The following is a 15497-nucleotide window of genomic DNA, read 5'->3' as shown; positions in this document are numbered from 1 at the left end:
AGGCAGGTATCACCTGCCTTATTTATTACTTTATTATTTTTCTTTCAGCTCAATATATTGACGGCAAATAGGCTCCAGCCCATAGCTCAGCAATTGCTGTTGATTTATCTGCGGCGGATTGGCGTAAATTTCCGCCATTTTTTCTGCCAGCGACGCTTCGTTTAATTCCGCCAACGCGTTAGCCATGCCGGCTTTTTCCAGAATTTCCGCAGGGCCGCCCGGACAGCGGGTGCTGACCACCGGTGTGCCGCACAACAGCGATTCTACCAGCACATTGCCAAACCCTTCGCTATCGGAGCTGAGCACCAACAGCGAGGCATGGCGGATAAACGGATAGGGATTGGCCTGGAAGCCGAGGAACAGCACGCGCTCTGCGATACCCAAGTCTGCCGCCAGACGCTTGACCTCGGCGACGCGGGCGTCATCCCCGGTGCCGATCAAAGCCAGCGGCGCCTGAATGCCGGATTGCGCATAGGCTTTCAGCAGGCGGTCATGCCGCTTGGTGGCGTGAAAGCGGCCGACGTGCACCAGATAGTCCTGACCGGCCAGTTCGCAAGGCGCCGCCGCCTGTTGCCGGATGGCGTCGATGTCGAACGGGTTATTGATGACCGCCAGCCGACGCGGGCGGATCGGCAAATTCTGCTGCAGATCGCCGCCGACCGCCTGTGAAACGGCGACGATATTTCTCCCCTGGTAAACGTTGGCGATTTTACGTTGCTTGAGCCAGCGATCCAGGCCTTTGCGGTGGCCGAGGTAGGAGGTGGAGAGAATGCCGTGAATGCAGAACCACAGGCGATCCGAAGCCAGCCGCTTGCTGCGGCTGACGATGCGATCGGTTTTGTGCAGGTTGGAGAACACCAGATCGAACGCGCCGTGTTGGCGCTCGTGTTCGGCTATCGCCCGATCCAGCGCGGCGGCGCGGCGCGACAGCTCGGTCAGCTTGCGCCAGGGGGCTCGGCTGCGATCGGCCACCACCTGATAATCAATGCCTGACGGGATAGGGTAATTGCAGACGTCACGCAGCGAGATCAGACTGACGTCATGCCCCTGTTGCTGCATGCCCTGACACAGGGTCAGCACCACTTTTTCCGCGCCGCCTCCCGGCAGGCCATCGATGATCATCAGAATACGCATAGCTAATCCAGTAACCGGTTATAGAGGGAAATGAGCTGTTCGGAGAGATGCGCCGGCGTAGCCGTCATAATGCGCAATCTTGCCGCTTCGCCCATGGAGGATCCCAGCGCCTGGCGCGGCAGCGCCCGAATGGCTTCTGTGATGGCCGGCACGTCGAGCGCGTCGGTCACAAAGCCGTTCTGGCCCGGGGTGATAAACTCGGCGCCGCCGCAGGTGGTGCTGGTGACAACCGGCAGGCCGCAGGACATCGCTTCCAGAATCACATTCGGGAACGGATCGTACAGCGTCGGCAGCAGCAGCGCATCCGCGGCCTGATAGAACGGCAGAGTCTGCTTCTGCACGCCCATAAAGTGAATGCGATCGCCGCAGCCCAGCGACTGCGCCAGCGCCCGGTAACGCTTTTCGGCTTTGTCTTTACCGATCACCAAGAGGTGGCTGTCGGTCGCCGCCACGGCGCGGATGGCGGCGGCCAGCCCTTTGCGCTCGAAACCGGAGCCGACGAAGATCAGGCAGTGCGCCTGTTGCGGGATCTGATATTGCTCACGCAGGCGTCGGCGCTGGGCCTCGTCGGCGGGCGGGAACTTTTGATTGTCGATGGCGTTATAGATCACCGTGATTTTGTCGGCGGGCACGCCAAAGTCGGCGATGATTTCCCGTTTGATCATCTCGGCGTTGCAGATGACGGCTTTCAGCTCCGGTGCGGCGTACATGGCGCGCTCGGCGCACATCACATAGCGGTGATAACGGTTGGAAAACAGCCACTTGCGGCGCCACTCGGGCAGCAGCCGCGCGCGTTGCAGCAGCCAGCGGCGGTGTACGCCGTCGCCGGCGCGGTAGATATCGCAGCCGGGAATGCGCTCATGGCTTTGCACCAGATCGAAGCGCTCTTTCTGCCACAGCGCCCTGGCCGCCACGGCGAAGCCCCGTTCGCGACTGATGCGGCCGAGTTTCAACGGGTTACACAGGTGAATATGCCAGTTTGGATTGGCGTCACCCTGCCATTCGCGAGTGATGACGTTCAGATCGAGATCCTGTTGCTCCAGCGCCTCCAGGGCGCGGGAAACGAAACGTTCGGCTCCGCCGTCCGGGCGGTATTTTTGGCGAACGATCGCCAAACGAAATGCTTTCATGCCAGCGTGCTCCGCGCGGCTGCAATCACCGCGTCTGTAGGAATGAGGTCAAGATACCGTTCATCGGTGCCGGTATCGATGGCGTCCGGGTCGGGCAGTTCGCCAAAGTCGCCGGCCCAGATCACGGCGCCGGTAGCCTGCCATGGCCGCCAGAAAGTCAGCTTGGAAGGGCCGAATAACGCCACGCACGGCGTTTGCAGCGCGGCGGCCATATGCATCGGCACCGAATCCACGCCGATAAACAGCTTGGCGTGGTCAATCAGGGCGGCCAGTTGGCGCAGCGTCAGCTGGCCGGCCAACGAGATTACGCCCTGCGGCGGGCAGAGCGCCAAAATGCGCTCGACCATGGCTTTTTCTCTGGCGTCGGGGCCGGAGGTGATCACCAACTGGTGGCCGTCGGCCTGCAAGGCGGTGAGGGTGGCGGCCATTTTCTCTTCGCTCCAGCATTTGAAGAACCAGCGAGAGGTGGGCTGCACCACAATATAACTGCCGGCGACGCCCTGTTTCTGCAACAGTTGCTCACAGGTCTGCCAATCCTGCGGATCATAACTCATGGTGACATGCTCATTGAGCGCGGGCAGGTTCAGCGGCGCCAGCAACGAGAGATTTTGTTCGACGGTATGCAAGTGGGCGTGATTGTCTACCGGCACCAGCTGCGTGTGGCAGTGGCGCCACAGGAAGCCGCGGCGTTTGGGGAAATCGAAGCCCAAACGGATGCGCGCGCCGGTCAGGCGCGTGATGATGGCGCTGCGCCACTGATCGGCCAGATTGACCACCAGATCGTAGCGCTGCGCCTTCAGGCGGCGCAGCAGCGCCAGCTCATGCCCGAGGTGAGCGCGGGCGCCCTGTTTTTTCCATTGGCGATCGATGGCGAACAGGGTCGACAGTTCCGGATTACTGGCCAGCATCTCCTGCGTTTCCTGATACAGCAGCACATCGATCCGGGCCTGCGGGTAGTTTTGCCGCAGGCTGCTGATGACCGGCGTGACCAGCAGCATATCGCCGTGGTGGCGCAGTTTTATGATCAGAATACGCTGTACGGATGGGGCGGAAGTTAGGGCTGGCGCGTCGTTCATCATGAGTCGCTTTCTGGGAAACCAATCTTTGATTCTAAATGACCCGATCGCATGTGGCTACTGTTGCTCGGTTTTCTTGCCGAGCCGCAAAAAAATCGCCGGAGCAGGGACGAATGCGCTTCAACGTTGTCCAAACCAGGCAGCAAAGTCGTTTGCCCTGGCGAAACGGCCTGCGTAACATAGCGTATTCTGTTGATATCAGGTTCGATATTCATGACTAAACCGGCGTTTCTCATCACCATTGATACCGAAGGCGATAATCTGTGGCAAAACCACGATCGCATCGCGACCGAAAACACGCGTTTCTTGCCGCGCTTTCAGGCGCTGTGCGAGAAATATGCCTTCAAGCCGGTTTATCTCACCAACTATGAAATGGCGATGGATCCGGCTTACGTCGAGTTCGCGCGTGACGTGATCGCCCGCGGCGCCGGTGAAGTCGGCATGCATCTGCACGCCTGGAACAGCCCGCCGCTTACGCCGCTCACCGATGACGACTGGCGCCACAAGCCTTATTTGATCGAGTATCCCGCCGATCAGATACGCGCCAAGGTCGACCACATGACCAAACTGCTGGAGGACGCCTTCCAGACCAAAATGCTCAGCCATCGCGCGGGCCGTTGGGCGTTCAACGAATACTATGCCTCACTGCTGCTGGAATACGGCTATCAGGTGGATTGTTCGGTCACGCCGCGGGTCAACTGGCAGTTTTCGCCGGGCAACCCGCAGGGCAACGGCGGTACCGATTACAGCCGGTTCCCGTCGCACGCCTATTTCATCGATCCGCAGAACATCGCCAAGCCGGGCGCTTCGTCGCTGCTGGAAGTGCCGATGAGCATCCAGTACAAGCATTCGGCGCTGATGAATGCGTTCAAGCAGGGCTATGATCGGCTGCGCGGCAAGCGGCGTTCGCCGTCCGTCAACTGGCTGCGGCCGAGTGGCGGCAACGTGGCCAAGATGATCAGCGTGGCCGAGACGTCGTTGGCGCAGGGGCATGACTACGTCGAGTTTATGCTGCACTCCTCCGAGTTTATGCCGGGCGGCAGCCCGACGTTCAAAACCGAGCAGGATATCGAAGTGCTGTACCGCGATCTGGAGCAGCTGTTTGACTGGCTGCAGCAGCGCACGGTGGGCATGACGCTGGCCGAGTATTATCAACTTAAAGCGAACTAAGCACGCACATGTCGAAGAAATGGAAAATTAAGGTTGCCGACTGGTTCTTGCGGCGCTATACGGCGAAGTACGGCCGTTTTCAGGACAAGGCGACGTTCGACGGCGCCCAGCAGTTTGACAATATCGTCATCTATTCCACCACGGCGTTGGGCGACTTCATGTTCAACACGCCGGCATTGAGGGCGATGAGGGAACGCTATCCCAACGCGCACATCACGCTGGTGGTGCACAAGAAAAACCGCGAACTGGTGGAAAACGGCCGCTATTACGATCGCGTGGTGTATTGGGACAGCAAGATCAAGACGATACGCCCATTGCTGAAATCGCTGCGCGAACATCAGCCGGATTTGGCGCTGATCCTGCACTCTCATCTGCCTTATGACATCATCAGCGCCGTCATGGCGGGGGCAAAGTACATCATCAGGGATAACTACAGCTCGGGCATTTGCGGGCTGGAACCTTGGTTAACCAACTATATCTTCCATTATTACGGCCATTTCGTGCGCCGCAAACTGGAGCTGATTTCCATTTTGGGCTGCCGTAGCGACGATCCGACGATGGAAATTCCCGTGGACTATCAGCGCGGCGTCAAAAGCAGCGACCATCCCACCATCGGTTTTCAACTGGGGGCATCGACGGAGTCGCGTTGCTGGCCGGTGTCGCACTATGCGCACCTGGCCGATGAGCTGGTGGCGAAGCACCCCAATGTGCGCATCGTGCTGATTGGCGCACCGCTTGACGACGGCAAGGCACAACAGTTTATGAGCCTGATCGGCCCGCAAACGCAGGCCTGCGTGGATAATCAGATCGGTAAAACGGGGCTGCAAGGCTTGCTGACGTTGCTCGACAGTTTCCATGTTCTGGTCACCGGCGACACCGGGCCGCTGCATCTGGCGGTGGCGTTGAAGGTGAAAACCATCAGCCTGTTCGTGACCGCCGATTCACGCTCCACCGGGCCGATTCAGGATCCTGAGCTGCACCGCATCATTCAGGTGTCGCGCACCGGCTATACGATGCCGCTGGAGGCAGAAAGCCCGATGGGGGTCATTCAGCCGCAGCGGATTTATGACGAACTGGTCGCGCACGTGCCTTTAGCGCGCTAGAGGTGCGGCGACGCATCGGCCGCCAGGCCTATGCGGTTAGCGTGGTTTGCGCCCGCGCAGCTTCGAAAGAAAGGTATCCACTCGCGCATAGCGCATCTGGCGGACTTTTTTGCCCGGCACGTCGCTGTTGCGGCAGACAGCGGCGGCGCGGCGCAGAATTTGCAGCGTTGCCGGCGCGTAATGATAATAACCGTACACCGCCTTCGACATGCTTTTCACCTCGGAAAAGCAGTTGGCCAGCATCAGGGCGGCCAACCGGCGCAGCGGCTCATCCCCAGGATGCTGCGCCACAAAGCGCAGCATCTTCTCCATGGCGAACAGCAAATCTTCAATATCTTTGGGTTTGATATTGCGGGTGATGCCCTGGCTGTTATCCCGGTAGAAATAGAGTTCGCAGTCAAGATGGGCGATGCGGCGAGTTTTGAAATACTGAAAAGGCGTGAAAATCACGTCTTCATAACGCCTGCCGTCTTCGAACGTTTCCCCTGCCAGCAGCGTGCGCTTATATACCCGGCTCCAGAGATGCCACATCGAGCGAGCGAACAGCGGTTGCAGGCTGCCCAGCCCCAACGAGGAAAAGTCGTAGGCTGCGGGCTGTGTCGCGCGGTTCTCGGGTTTCGGCGGTTGTTCGGTGAACTTCTGATAATTAAAATCGATCAGGTCATATTCATCGGCGATCAGCAGGGGCCGCAGGATCGCCAGATAGTCGTCGCTCAGCAGATCGTCGCCGTCGAGAAAGGTGACGTAGCGCCCGGTGGCTAGCTGCAGGCCGACATTGCGGGCGTGCGCAATGCCGCCGTTGGCCTGTGAAATAAAAGCCACGTGCGGATGCTGCCGCTGCGCCAGATACCGGCTGACCAGCGCCCCTGACGCATCGGTAGAGCCATCGTCGATGATGACCACCTCAATCTCATCAGAAATCTGCGTAAATAACGAATCCAGCGCAGCGATGACGAACGCTTCGTTATTGTAAAACGGCACGATAACGCTGAGCAGCGGTGGCTGATGAGTTTTCACGCGGTCTGCTCCTGGGCGGAAGGCGGTTTCGCCACGGAGAGCACGGCGGCGATCAGCGCCAGACAGAATATGACGGTGCCTTCCGTGCTGAAGAAGATGACGTCGCTAAGACCGTAAACGAAGAGGCTGGCGCTCACGCTCAGCAGCAGCGCGTTGCGCTGCGGCCGGAATGAAGAGAAGAACAGGCCGATATACAGCGCCAGCAACAGCAACGCCCCCCAGACCCCCTTGAGCGAATAGGTCTCCAGCAGCTCGTTATGCAGATGCACGTTGATGTAAGGCATGACGCCAGACAGGTGCGGTTGCTGCGCAACGATGGCGCGGATCTCTTCACCGCGCTGCTCCGCGGATTGACCCCATGGGGCATCCGTTCCTGTACGCCATGCAATCACCTGCATCGATAGACGGGAAATGATGGAGTTATCTATCTCGGGTTTATCGATCAGTTGCATGTTGGTTTTGAAGTCGGCAATGCGTTGTTCAATCTGCGTCTTAAAGACGAATCCGCAGATGAGCAGCAACAACGGTACCGAGGAGACCAGCACAAACTTGTGTTTTCTGGATACCAGATGTTTGGTCGCCAGCAGCGACAGACAAACCGCCACCGGGTAAACCAGCATCGCCGCGCGCGTGCCGGTCAGCACCAGCGCGGAGAAGGAAAGCAGGAACGCCGCAATGTACAGCACCAGACGGTAGCGGGTGCGCAGCATCAGGATGGCTTGCATCATCACCAGATCGATGGCCGTCATCAGGTAGGCAACGACCGTGGCGCGATCGAAGTTGAGCTCCACACGAGGAATATCCAGCCGCAATCCTTGATAGAGGGAATAGCCGTTGACCGCCAAACCGGTAACGAGGGCCACGACGATCAGCAGGCGCTGCACGCACAGCCGTTCATTGAGCGCAATCAGCAAAATGAAAGCGGTCGCGAGCTGCAGTTTGCCGGTCGACATATAGGAACGATAAACATTGATATATTCGCCCGGCTGTTTGAAATGATGCATCCACAGGATGGTGCCCATGCCGACGCAGAACATCAGCGCGGGCAACAGCAGATTTTTAACGTTGCTGAAGTAGTAGCGCGGATACAGGCAAACGGCGATAAAGGCGATGTAGCTGGAAACGTAAAACAGATTGCGTCCGGTCGCGGAACCGAAAGGAATGGTGCAAAAAGCGATGGCACATCCCAGATAAATCAGATAACTGAAGGCAGGGTGCGGCGTTTTTTGTTTTAGCATCGGGCGTGTTTTCCGGCTCACGTGTTGATTAAACGATGAAGGATCGCAGTGTGTCGTCAAACTCAGCTTTGAACTGAGCATAGTTGAAATGTTCAGCAGGATAGCGCTGCGCGTTTCGGCTCAACGTCTGGTAGGTTTCGCCCGCCAGCAATGTCTCAACGGCATCCGCGCAGTCGATATGCGACAACAGCTTGGGCGACACCAGGCTGTCGGTTAACGGATCGTAGACTTCATGCGGGAAGTCGACCTCGATATCGGTGAGCTGCCGGTGTTGTTCGATGGTGACCGACGGAACCAGGCCAATGCCGCAGACGCCGTCTTTCACCGCTTCCGGCTGGCCGTCAACCTGCGGGAAGATGACCGGCACGCCGAAATAGAGCGATTCCATGCAGGACAAGCCGAACGGCTCGGTGATCGGCGTGCTCATGTAAATGTGCGTGCGATTGAAGAAGCCGGCGACGTCATCCTGGTAACCGCTGAAGGTGACGCGATCGCCGAGCTGGAGCCGGGCCGCCAGCGCCTCGAACGCCGCGCGATCCGGCCCTTTGCCGGCCACTTCCAGCGTGACGTCATGCCCGCGTCGCAGCAGTTCCTGCATCATCAATAATGAAACGCTGATGCCTTTCAGGCTGACCAGACGCGAGGCGGTGCCGATTCTGATCGGCTGTGACAGCGTTTTCGGCGTGTTGTCGATCCCCGCCGGCGTCTTGATGCGGTTGATCACCACGTGGTTTGGGCAAGGCAGATTAAAGCGCAGCTCCATCACCCGCTTCGAGGCGTGTGAGGCGGAAATCACGCCGTCCAGCATGGCGAAGAAACGCAGCGTCTTTTGATTTTTCGGGTAGCGCCAGGAGCAGCCGTGATCGTAGTAAACCAGCTTGCCGCGCTTGGGTTTGGCCGCCAGCCCCGGTACCAGGTCCCAGACGATCACCACGTCGGCGTTGGCCCGCTCGATTTTCCACTTCAACAGAAATTTTCGCAGGAACTGCGGGCAGCGCAGCGGCAGCGCATTGATCAGGCGGTTGGCGAAGGTGACGGGTTGGTGCGCCGGCAACTGGCGGCGGATCTCCTCGCCGATGTCGCCGCTGATGCACAGGACCTGGTTGCTGCCGTCGGTGGTATCGTTGATGTACTGCAGGAACAGGCGCTCGACGCCGCCCATTTTACCCAGGTTGATAATGTGCAGTTTTTTCATGCTATAACCTTTTGCAACGCCTGCCATGCCGTATCGGCGTCGATTGTCGCCATGCTTTTTTCCGGCGAAATCAGCGAGTGCTGATTTTGCCCGTAGCCGCCGATCAGGCCGGGATCGGTCGGCCCAAACAGCGTGATGTTCGGTTTGTCGAGCGCGGCGGTCAAATGGCTGAGCCCGGTGTCGACCGAGACCACGCCCCTGGCGCCCGCCAGCACGTCAGCCACCTGCTGCAGGCTGAGCTTCGGCAGCACCTCGACATGTGGGAAACCTTCCGCCAACCGCAGCGCGCGCTGATGTTCATGCTCCGCCCCCCAGGGCAGTTTGATCTTCAGCCCGCTGTCGGCCGTCAGCGCGATCAGCTCGCGCCAGTTCTGCTCCGGCCAATGCTTGTCGTCGCGGGTCGTAGCGTGCAAAAACACCAGATATTGACCGGCATCGGCCGGCGGCTGGCTGAGAAAACGCGCGGCGATGGCATAGTCGCCGTAGCTGCCCGGTTTATCGTAGCCGAGGCTTTTGGCGAACAGCTCGCGCGTGCGTTCCACGGCGTGCTGCCGTTTGTCTATCTCATGGCGCACGTTGTAGAACCAGCTGGCGAACGGTTCGCGCGCGCTTTTGCAGTCCGGGCCATGTTTGTTGCCCTTGGCGACGCGCGTGATCAGCGCGGCGCTTTTCATCAGGCCCTGCGCGTCGATCACCACGTCGTAACGGCGTTCTTGCAGCGCGCGCTTGAAGTCGCAGCGCTGCTGTCGGGTGTCGCTGCCGAACCAGTTTTTGCGCCAGCGGCGAATGGCCACCGGGATCACGCGATCCACCGCCGGGTGCCAGGTGGGGATTTGGCTGAAACCTTCTTCCACTACCCAGTCGAAGCGGATATCGGGAATGGCCTGCAGCGCATCGGTCAGGGCGGGCAGCGTATGCAGCACGTCTCCCATCGAGGACGTTTTTACGATTAACACCTGCATGACTATTCCTCGCTGGCGACAAGCAACGGCGTCAGCGCATCCAACACTTGCTGCGGCTGAATATCGATCAAACTTTGGTGATACCCCTGTTCGGCATCGCCCTTACGCACCTTGTGGTAGCCGCTGATCAAGCGAATCACCCGCGCCTTGTCGGAGAGCGGCGGTGTGAAGTCGGGGCTGCTTGGGCCGTACAAGGCTATCAGCGGTTTGTTCAACGCTGCGGCAACGTGCATTAAACCGGAGTCGTTGCTGACCACCGCCCGGCAGGCCGCGATCAGGATCACCGCCTGCTCCAGCTGGGTTTTTCCGGCCAGATTAAGGCAGAAATCGCGCGCGTCGTCCTGCAACGCGGCGCGGATCTGTTCGCCGGCCTCATGGTCTTTTGCCGAACCGAACAGCGCGATTTGATAGCCGCTCTCGATCAGCCGTTGAGCCAGCGCCGCGTAGTGATAGTGCGGCCAGCGCTTGGCGGGGCCGAACTCCGCGCCTGGGCAGAAGCCGACGATTGGGCGGCTGTCGGTCAGGTTGAAGGCCGAGGTGGTTTCGGCGATCTCTTCGTCGCTCACCCGCAGCTGCGGCCACAGCAGCGGCTGCGGCAGATCGTCGGCGCGCTGAACGCGGCCTTTGTCATAGGCCAGCGCCACATAGCGCTGCACCATCAGCGGGAAAGCCGCCTTGTCGAGCACGCGGACGTCGTTCAGCAGGCCGTAGCGCATTTCGCCCCGCCAGCCGGTGCGCTGCGGGATATCGGCGAAGAAAGGCACCAGCGCGGATTTGAACGAGTTGGGCAGAACGTAAGCGCGATCGTAACGGTTGGCGCGCAGAGCGCGCCCCAGGCGGCGGCGCTCGCCGAGCCCCAGCGCGCCGTGGCCCAGCGGCATCGCCAGCGCCTGATTGACTTCCGGCATGCGCGCCAGCAACGGGCGGCACCAGGCAGGCGCCATCACATCGATCTCCGCCGTCGGATATTCGGCCTTCAGGGTGCGATAGAGACTTTGCGACATCATCATGTCGCCAACCCAAGAAGGGCCGATAACCAGTATTTTCATACCCAGCGTTAATTCCTTCAGCTTATGCGGTGCGGTTCAACCAGGCCATGTACTCTTTCACGCCTTCGGCGACCGTTTTGAACGGTGCGTCGTAGCCGGCGGCGCGCAGCTTGGTCAGATCGGCCTGGGTGTACGCCTGATAGCGGCCCTTCAGCTTCTCCGGGAACTCGATGTATTCCACCGCGCCTTGCTGATGGAAGTCCACCACCGCGTCAGCCACCGCCTGGAAGGTTTCCGCCCGGCCGGTGCCACAGTTGAAGATGCCGGATTTGCCGGTTTCCCAGAACCACAGGTTGACCGCCGCCACGTCGCCGACGTAGATGAAGTCACGCTTGAAGTTTTCGCTGCCGGCGAACAGTTTCGGGTTTTCGCCGCGGTTGATCTGGGTGTTCAGGTGGAAGGCGACGCTGGCCATGCTGCCTTTGTGGCCTTCACGCGGGCCGTAAACGTTGAAGTAGCGGAAGCCGCAGATCTGCGAGTCCGCTTCCGGCAGGATCTCACGCACGTACTGATCGAACAGGAATTTGGAATAGCCGTACACGTTGAGCGGCGCTTCATACTGACGCTCTTCGATAAACTCTTCGCGGCCGCCGTAAGTGGCGGCGGAGGAGGCATACAGGAACGGAATCTCGCGATCCAGGCAGTAGTGCAGCAGGTCTTTGGAGTACTGATAGTTGTTGTCCATCATGTACTTGCCGTCCCACTCGGTGGTCGCAGAGCAGGCGCCTTCGTGGAACACCGCTTCGATCTCGCCCAGATCGTCGCCGGCCACGATGCTGGCGATAAAGTCTTCTTTATCGATATAGTCGGCGATGTCCAGATCGACCAGGTTGACGAACTTGGTGCCGTCTTTCAGGTTGTCCACCACCAGGATATCGCGATATCCCTTGTCGTTCAGTGCCTTAATGATGTTGCTGCCGATCATGCCGGCGCCGCCAGTAACGATAATCATTGGGTTACCCCTGCTAAGCTGCCTGGTGGGGCACAATGCCCCACGCTCAATGGCGGTTATCATAGCATTTCATGCCGCGGCAAACAGCGGAAGGGCTCCGAATATCCCGCATTGCCATTGAAGTCCGCCGTTTGCCGTGATATCTGCTGCAATTTTAATATTCTCTCCCGCGCATTCTCGTCAGTTTGGTTACAAATCAGTAAAATATGCCGCAATTAGCCCAATCCTGGAGATAACCGAATGTCAGCGTCTTTTTATCAGCAGTTGGAACAACAGCTTGCCGCCACGCGCAGTGAAGGGCTGTTCAAGGAAGAACGCATCATTACCTCCGCGCAACAGGCGGACATCGCCGTCGCCGACGGCAGCCATGTGATCAACTTCTGCGCCAATAACTACCTGGGCCTGGCCAACCATCCGGCGCTGATCGCCGCCGCCAAATCGGGGATGGACAGCCACGGTTTCGGCATGGCGTCGGTGCGCTTCATCTGCGGCACCCAGGACAGCCACAAGCAGCTCGAACAGAAACTGGCGGCCTTTTTGGGCATGGAAGACGCGATCCTGTACTCCTCTTGCTTCGACGCCAACGGCGGGCTGTTCGAAACCCTGCTCGGCCCGGAAGACGCCATTATCTCCGATGCGTTGAACCATGCGTCGATCATCGACGGCGTGCGGCTGTGCAAGGCCAAGCGCTATCGCTACGCCAATAACGACATGGCCGAGCTGGCCGCGCAGCTGAAACAGGCCAAAGCCGACGGCGCGCGCCACATTCTGATCGCCACCGACGGCGTGTTCTCGATGGACGGCGTGATCGCCAACCTGAAAGGGGTTTGCGATCTGGCGGACGAGTATCAGGCGCTGGTGATGGTGGATGACTCCCACGCGGTGGGCTTTGTCGGCGCCAACGGGCGCGGCACCCATGAATACTGCGAAGTGATGGGCCGCGTCGATATCATTACCGGTACGTTAGGCAAGGCGCTGGGCGGCGCGTCCGGCGGCTACACCGCCGCCAAGAAAGAAGTGGTGGAGTGGCTGCGCCAGCGTTCGCGCCCGTACCTGTTCTCCAACTCGCTGGCGCCGGCGATCGTCGCCGCGTCGATCAAAGTGCTGGAACTGTTGGAAGAGGGTGATGCGCTGCGCGATCGCCTGTGGGCCAACGCGCGTCTGTTCCGCGAAAAAATGACCGCCGCCGGCTTCACCCTGGCCGGCGCCGATCACGCCATCATCCCGGTCATGCTGGGGGAGGCGAAGCTGGCGCAGGAATTCGCCAATGCGTTGCTCAAGGAAGGCATCTATGTGACCGGTTTCTTCTATCCGGTGGTGCCGAAAGGCCAGGCGCGCATCCGCACCCAGATGTCCGCCGACCACACCCCGGAGCAAATCGAACGCGCAGTGGCGGCGTTTACACGTATCGGTAAGGATCTTGGCGTTATTGCATAAGGTAAAACCATGAAAGCACTGTCAAAACTGAAAGCGGAAGAAGGGATTTGGATGACCGACGTGCCTCAGCCGGAGCTGGGCCACAACGACATCATGATCAAAATCCGCAAAACCGCGATCTGCGGCACCGATGTGCATATCTACAACTGGGACGAGTGGTCGCAAAAAACCATTCCGGTTCCGATGGTGGTCGGCCATGAATACGTGGGCGAAGTGGTGGCGATCGGTCAGGAAGTCAAAGGTTTCAGCATCGGCGATCGTGTGTCCGGCGAAGGCCACATCACCTGCGGCCACTGCCGCAACTGCCGCGGCGGCCGCACGCACCTGTGCCGCAACACCATCGGCGTGGGTGTGAACCGTCCGGGCAGCTTCGCGGAATATCTGGTGATCCCGGCGTTCAATGCCTTCAAGATCCCGGATAACATCTCCGACGAACTGGCTTCGATCTTCGATCCGTTCGGCAACGCGGTGCATACTGCGCTGTCGTTCGATCTGGTCGGGGAAGACGTGCTGGTGTCCGGCGCCGGCCCGATCGGCATCATGGCGGCGGCGGTTTGCAAGCACGTCGGCGCCCGTCATGTGGTGATCACCGACGTTAACGAATATCGTCTGGAACTGGCGCGCAAGATGGGCGTGACCCGCGCGGTGAACGTCAGCAAGGAAAACCTCAACGACGTGATGGCCGAGCTGGGCATGACCGAAGGATTCGACGTCGGTCTGGAAATGTCCGGCGCGCCGCCGGCGTTCCGCACGCTGCTGAACGCCATGAACCACGGCGGGCGCATCGCCATGCTGGGCATTCCGCCTTCGGATATGTCGATCGACTGGAACCAGGTGATTTTCAAAGGGCTGTTTATCAAAGGGATTTACGGCCGCGAAATGTTTGAGACCTGGTATAAGATGGCGGCGCTGATCCAGTCCGGTCTGGATTTGACCCCGATCATCACCCACCGTTTCTCGATCGACGAGTTCCAGCAGGGCTTCGACGCCATGCGCTCCGGCAAGTCGGGCAAAGTGGTGCTGAGCTGGGATTGATCTCGGCAGGCGTGAAAAGGGCCGGAATTCCGGCCTTTTTTTATGCTTGTTGCGGTTTGGTTTGCGTCCAGTGTTGCCAATGACGCTTGATGAAGGTCACCGGCGGCGAGGTGGCAATGCTGTCGGCGATAACGCCCAGCGCGGTGCCGGCGTTGGTTTTTTCCTTCGGCGGTTTGACCTTGCACTGTTTGATGCCGCCGCTGAACGGGTTCTTCGGCTGCGGTTTTTGCGGTTTGAACGGCGGCGGGACGTAGCTGCCGCCACCGTTGCCCTGCGGTTCGTTCAGCAGCGCGCTCGGTTTGACCAGCACGATATCGGCGGGCAGCGACGGCAGCATCTGCTGCAGCACTTTCACCGTTGCCGGGCGCGGGTGGCCGATGGCGATGGCGGAACCGTTGCGCCGCGCCAGTTCAACCGCGCGGTTGAACTGACGGCGGATATCGGCTTCGTTCGCGGTATCGTCGAGGAACACCTTGCGTTTGATCACCTTCACGCCGGTGCCGGCCGCGGCGCGGGTCGCCTGGCTGTTGCCGATGGTCATGCTGTCGAGGAAGTACAGACGGTAGCTTTCGAGCGCCTGCATCACTTTCTGCATGCCCGGCAGGCTGGAGGTCATGGCGCTGCCCATGTGGTTGTTCATGCCGACCGCGTAAGGCACGTTGTTCACCGCGTTGCGGATGATGCGCTGGATCTCGTCGCTGCTCATGGCGGGCTGCAGGGTATCGCGCTCCAGCGGCTGCTTGCTGAGCGGCGCCATCGGCATGTGGATCAGCACTTCGCGGCCCTGGCTGTGGGCGCGGGTGGCCATCAGGCGGGCGTGCGGCGCGTTGGGCAAGACTGCGACCGAGATCGCCGTCGGCATTTGCAGCACCGCGTTTTCTTCGTGGGGGCGGTAGCCCACGTCATCGATGACGATGGAGAGTTTTCCTGCCTGCGCAGCGTAAGCCTGCAGCAGACAGCCCATTAACAGAGCTGTACGGGTTTTGACATAGCGCAAAT

Annotated in this window: 14 protein-coding genes; 4 read left to right on the top strand and 10 right to left on the bottom strand. The window is 59.7% G+C overall.

Going from position 1 to position 15497, the window contains the following annotated elements:
• Nucleotides 1–33 precede the first annotated feature (33 nt).
• From SERRSCBI_RS23080 to rfaQ, 3 genes are read right to left on the bottom strand one after another with little or no spacing between them, the layout of a single operon-like run.
• Nucleotides 34–1134 carry a glycosyltransferase gene (locus tag SERRSCBI_RS23080; RefSeq protein ID WP_033652254.1) on the bottom strand — a complete coding sequence of 367 codons (1101 nt, stop codon included), beginning with the start codon at nucleotides 1132–1134 and terminating at the stop codon, nucleotides 34–36.
• Between the two features lie 2 nt (nucleotides 1135–1136).
• On the bottom strand, nucleotides 1137–2264 hold the full coding sequence (locus tag SERRSCBI_RS23075; protein WP_042785587.1) for a glycosyltransferase family 4 protein: 1128 nt from the start codon (nucleotides 2262–2264) through the stop codon (nucleotides 1137–1139).
• The gene (gene rfaQ, locus SERRSCBI_RS23070) at nucleotides 2261–3343 is read right to left on the bottom strand and encodes a putative lipopolysaccharide heptosyltransferase III (RefSeq protein WP_033652252.1); all 1083 of its coding nucleotides are present in this window, start codon (nucleotides 3341–3343) and stop codon (nucleotides 2261–2263) included. Before rfaQ ends, SERRSCBI_RS23075 begins: the two co-directional genes overlap by 4 nt.
• 210 nt (nucleotides 3344–3553) lie before the next feature.
• Between rfaQ and SERRSCBI_RS23065 the strand changes: the two genes are divergently transcribed.
• Entirely contained in the window at nucleotides 3554–4510 is a 957-nt protein-coding gene (locus SERRSCBI_RS23065; protein ID WP_042785585.1) for a polysaccharide deacetylase family protein, read from the top strand.
• 8 nt (nucleotides 4511–4518) lie between these two features.
• Nucleotides 4519–5613 carry a glycosyltransferase family 9 protein gene (locus SERRSCBI_RS23060; RefSeq protein WP_042785584.1) on the top strand — a complete coding sequence of 365 codons (1095 nt, stop codon included), beginning with the start codon at nucleotides 4519–4521 and terminating at the stop codon, nucleotides 5611–5613.
• Nucleotides 5614–5649: 36 nt separating this feature from the next.
• On the opposite strand, the gene SERRSCBI_RS23055 is transcribed toward SERRSCBI_RS23060, so the two are convergent.
• From SERRSCBI_RS23055 to rfaD, 6 genes are read right to left on the bottom strand one after another with little or no spacing between them, the layout of a single operon-like run.
• Nucleotides 5650–6630 carry a glycosyltransferase gene (locus tag SERRSCBI_RS23055; protein ID WP_042785583.1) on the bottom strand — a complete coding sequence of 327 codons (981 nt, stop codon included), beginning with the start codon at nucleotides 6628–6630 and terminating at the stop codon, nucleotides 5650–5652.
• Entirely contained in the window at nucleotides 6627–7868 is a 1242-nt protein-coding gene (locus SERRSCBI_RS23050) for an O-antigen ligase (RefSeq protein WP_042785580.1), read from the bottom strand. The genes SERRSCBI_RS23055 and SERRSCBI_RS23050 overlap by 4 nt, the downstream gene beginning before the upstream one ends.
• Before the next feature lie 28 nt (nucleotides 7869–7896).
• Nucleotides 7897–9063 carry a glycosyltransferase gene (locus SERRSCBI_RS23045; protein WP_042785577.1) on the bottom strand — a complete coding sequence of 389 codons (1167 nt, stop codon included), beginning with the start codon at nucleotides 9061–9063 and terminating at the stop codon, nucleotides 7897–7899.
• Nucleotides 9060–10025, bottom strand: coding sequence for a lipopolysaccharide heptosyltransferase RfaC (rfaC, locus tag SERRSCBI_RS23040; RefSeq protein ID WP_033652247.1), 966 nt, complete (start codon nucleotides 10023–10025; stop codon nucleotides 9060–9062). The genes SERRSCBI_RS23045 and rfaC overlap by 4 nt, the downstream gene beginning before the upstream one ends.
• Nucleotides 10026–10027: 2 nt before the next feature.
• The gene (rfaF, locus tag SERRSCBI_RS23035; RefSeq protein ID WP_033645195.1) at nucleotides 10028–11074 is read right to left on the bottom strand and encodes an ADP-heptose--LPS heptosyltransferase RfaF; all 1047 of its coding nucleotides are present in this window, start codon (nucleotides 11072–11074) and stop codon (nucleotides 10028–10030) included.
• 22 nt (nucleotides 11075–11096) lie between these two features.
• Nucleotides 11097–12026: an ADP-glyceromanno-heptose 6-epimerase gene (rfaD, locus tag SERRSCBI_RS23030; RefSeq protein WP_033645196.1), complete on the bottom strand. Its 930-nt coding sequence runs from the start codon at nucleotides 12024–12026 to the stop codon at nucleotides 11097–11099.
• 240 nt (nucleotides 12027–12266) lie between these two features.
• On the opposite strand from rfaD, the gene kbl reads away from it, so the two are divergent.
• A complete protein-coding gene (gene kbl / locus SERRSCBI_RS23025; RefSeq protein ID WP_033645197.1) occupies nucleotides 12267–13463 on the top strand; it encodes a glycine C-acetyltransferase in 1197 nt (398 codons plus the stop codon).
• 9 nt (nucleotides 13464–13472) lie between these two features.
• Nucleotides 13473–14498: an L-threonine 3-dehydrogenase gene (gene tdh / locus SERRSCBI_RS23020; RefSeq protein ID WP_033645198.1), complete on the top strand. Its 1026-nt coding sequence runs from the start codon at nucleotides 13473–13475 to the stop codon at nucleotides 14496–14498.
• Nucleotides 14499–14538: 40 nt separating this feature from the next.
• Here tdh and SERRSCBI_RS23015 read toward each other — a convergent pair whose 3' ends face one another.
• Nucleotides 14539–15495, bottom strand: coding sequence for a divergent polysaccharide deacetylase family protein (locus tag SERRSCBI_RS23015; protein WP_042785576.1), 957 nt, complete (start codon nucleotides 15493–15495; stop codon nucleotides 14539–14541).
• Nucleotides 15496–15497: the final 2 nt, after the last annotated feature.

The organism is Serratia sp. SCBI, from assembly GCF_000747565.1.
In the GTDB taxonomy this organism is placed as follows: domain Bacteria; phylum Pseudomonadota; class Gammaproteobacteria; order Enterobacterales; family Enterobacteriaceae; genus Serratia; species Serratia ureilytica.
The sequence above is the reverse complement of the archived record's forward strand: the minus strand, read 5'-3'. Positions and strand labels throughout refer to the sequence as shown.

Bases quoted from the DNA above. Each gene is read 5' to 3' on its own strand.
- SERRSCBI_RS23060 (WP_042785584.1), top strand. From the start codon at position 4,519: ATGTCGAAGAAATGGAAAATTAAGGTTGCCGACTGGTTCTTGCGGCGC.
- SERRSCBI_RS23075 (WP_042785587.1), bottom strand. From the start codon at position 2,264: ATGAAAGCATTTCGTTTGGCGATCGTTCGCCAAAAATACCGCCCGGAC.
- rfaD (WP_033645196.1), bottom strand. From the start codon at position 12,026: ATGATTATCGTTACTGGCGGCGCCGGCATGATCGGCAGCAACATCATT.
- rfaQ (WP_033652252.1), bottom strand. From the start codon at position 3,343: ATGATGAACGACGCGCCAGCCCTAACTTCCGCCCCATCCGTACAGCGT.
- SERRSCBI_RS23045 (WP_042785577.1), bottom strand. From the start codon at position 9,063: ATGAAAAAACTGCACATTATCAACCTGGGTAAAATGGGCGGCGTCGAG.
- SERRSCBI_RS23080 (WP_033652254.1), bottom strand. From the start codon at position 1,134: ATGCGTATTCTGATGATCATCGATGGCCTGCCGGGAGGCGGCGCGGAA.
- kbl (WP_033645197.1), top strand. From the start codon at position 12,267: ATGTCAGCGTCTTTTTATCAGCAGTTGGAACAACAGCTTGCCGCCACG.
- SERRSCBI_RS23050 (WP_042785580.1), bottom strand. From the start codon at position 7,868: ATGCTAAAACAAAAAACGCCGCACCCTGCCTTCAGTTATCTGATTTAT.
- rfaF (WP_033645195.1), bottom strand. From the start codon at position 11,074: ATGAAAATACTGGTTATCGGCCCTTCTTGGGTTGGCGACATGATGATG.
- SERRSCBI_RS23065 (WP_042785585.1), top strand. From the start codon at position 3,554: ATGACTAAACCGGCGTTTCTCATCACCATTGATACCGAAGGCGATAAT.
- rfaC (WP_033652247.1), bottom strand. From the start codon at position 10,025: ATGCAGGTGTTAATCGTAAAAACGTCCTCGATGGGAGACGTGCTGCAT.
- tdh (WP_033645198.1), top strand. From the start codon at position 13,473: ATGAAAGCACTGTCAAAACTGAAAGCGGAAGAAGGGATTTGGATGACC.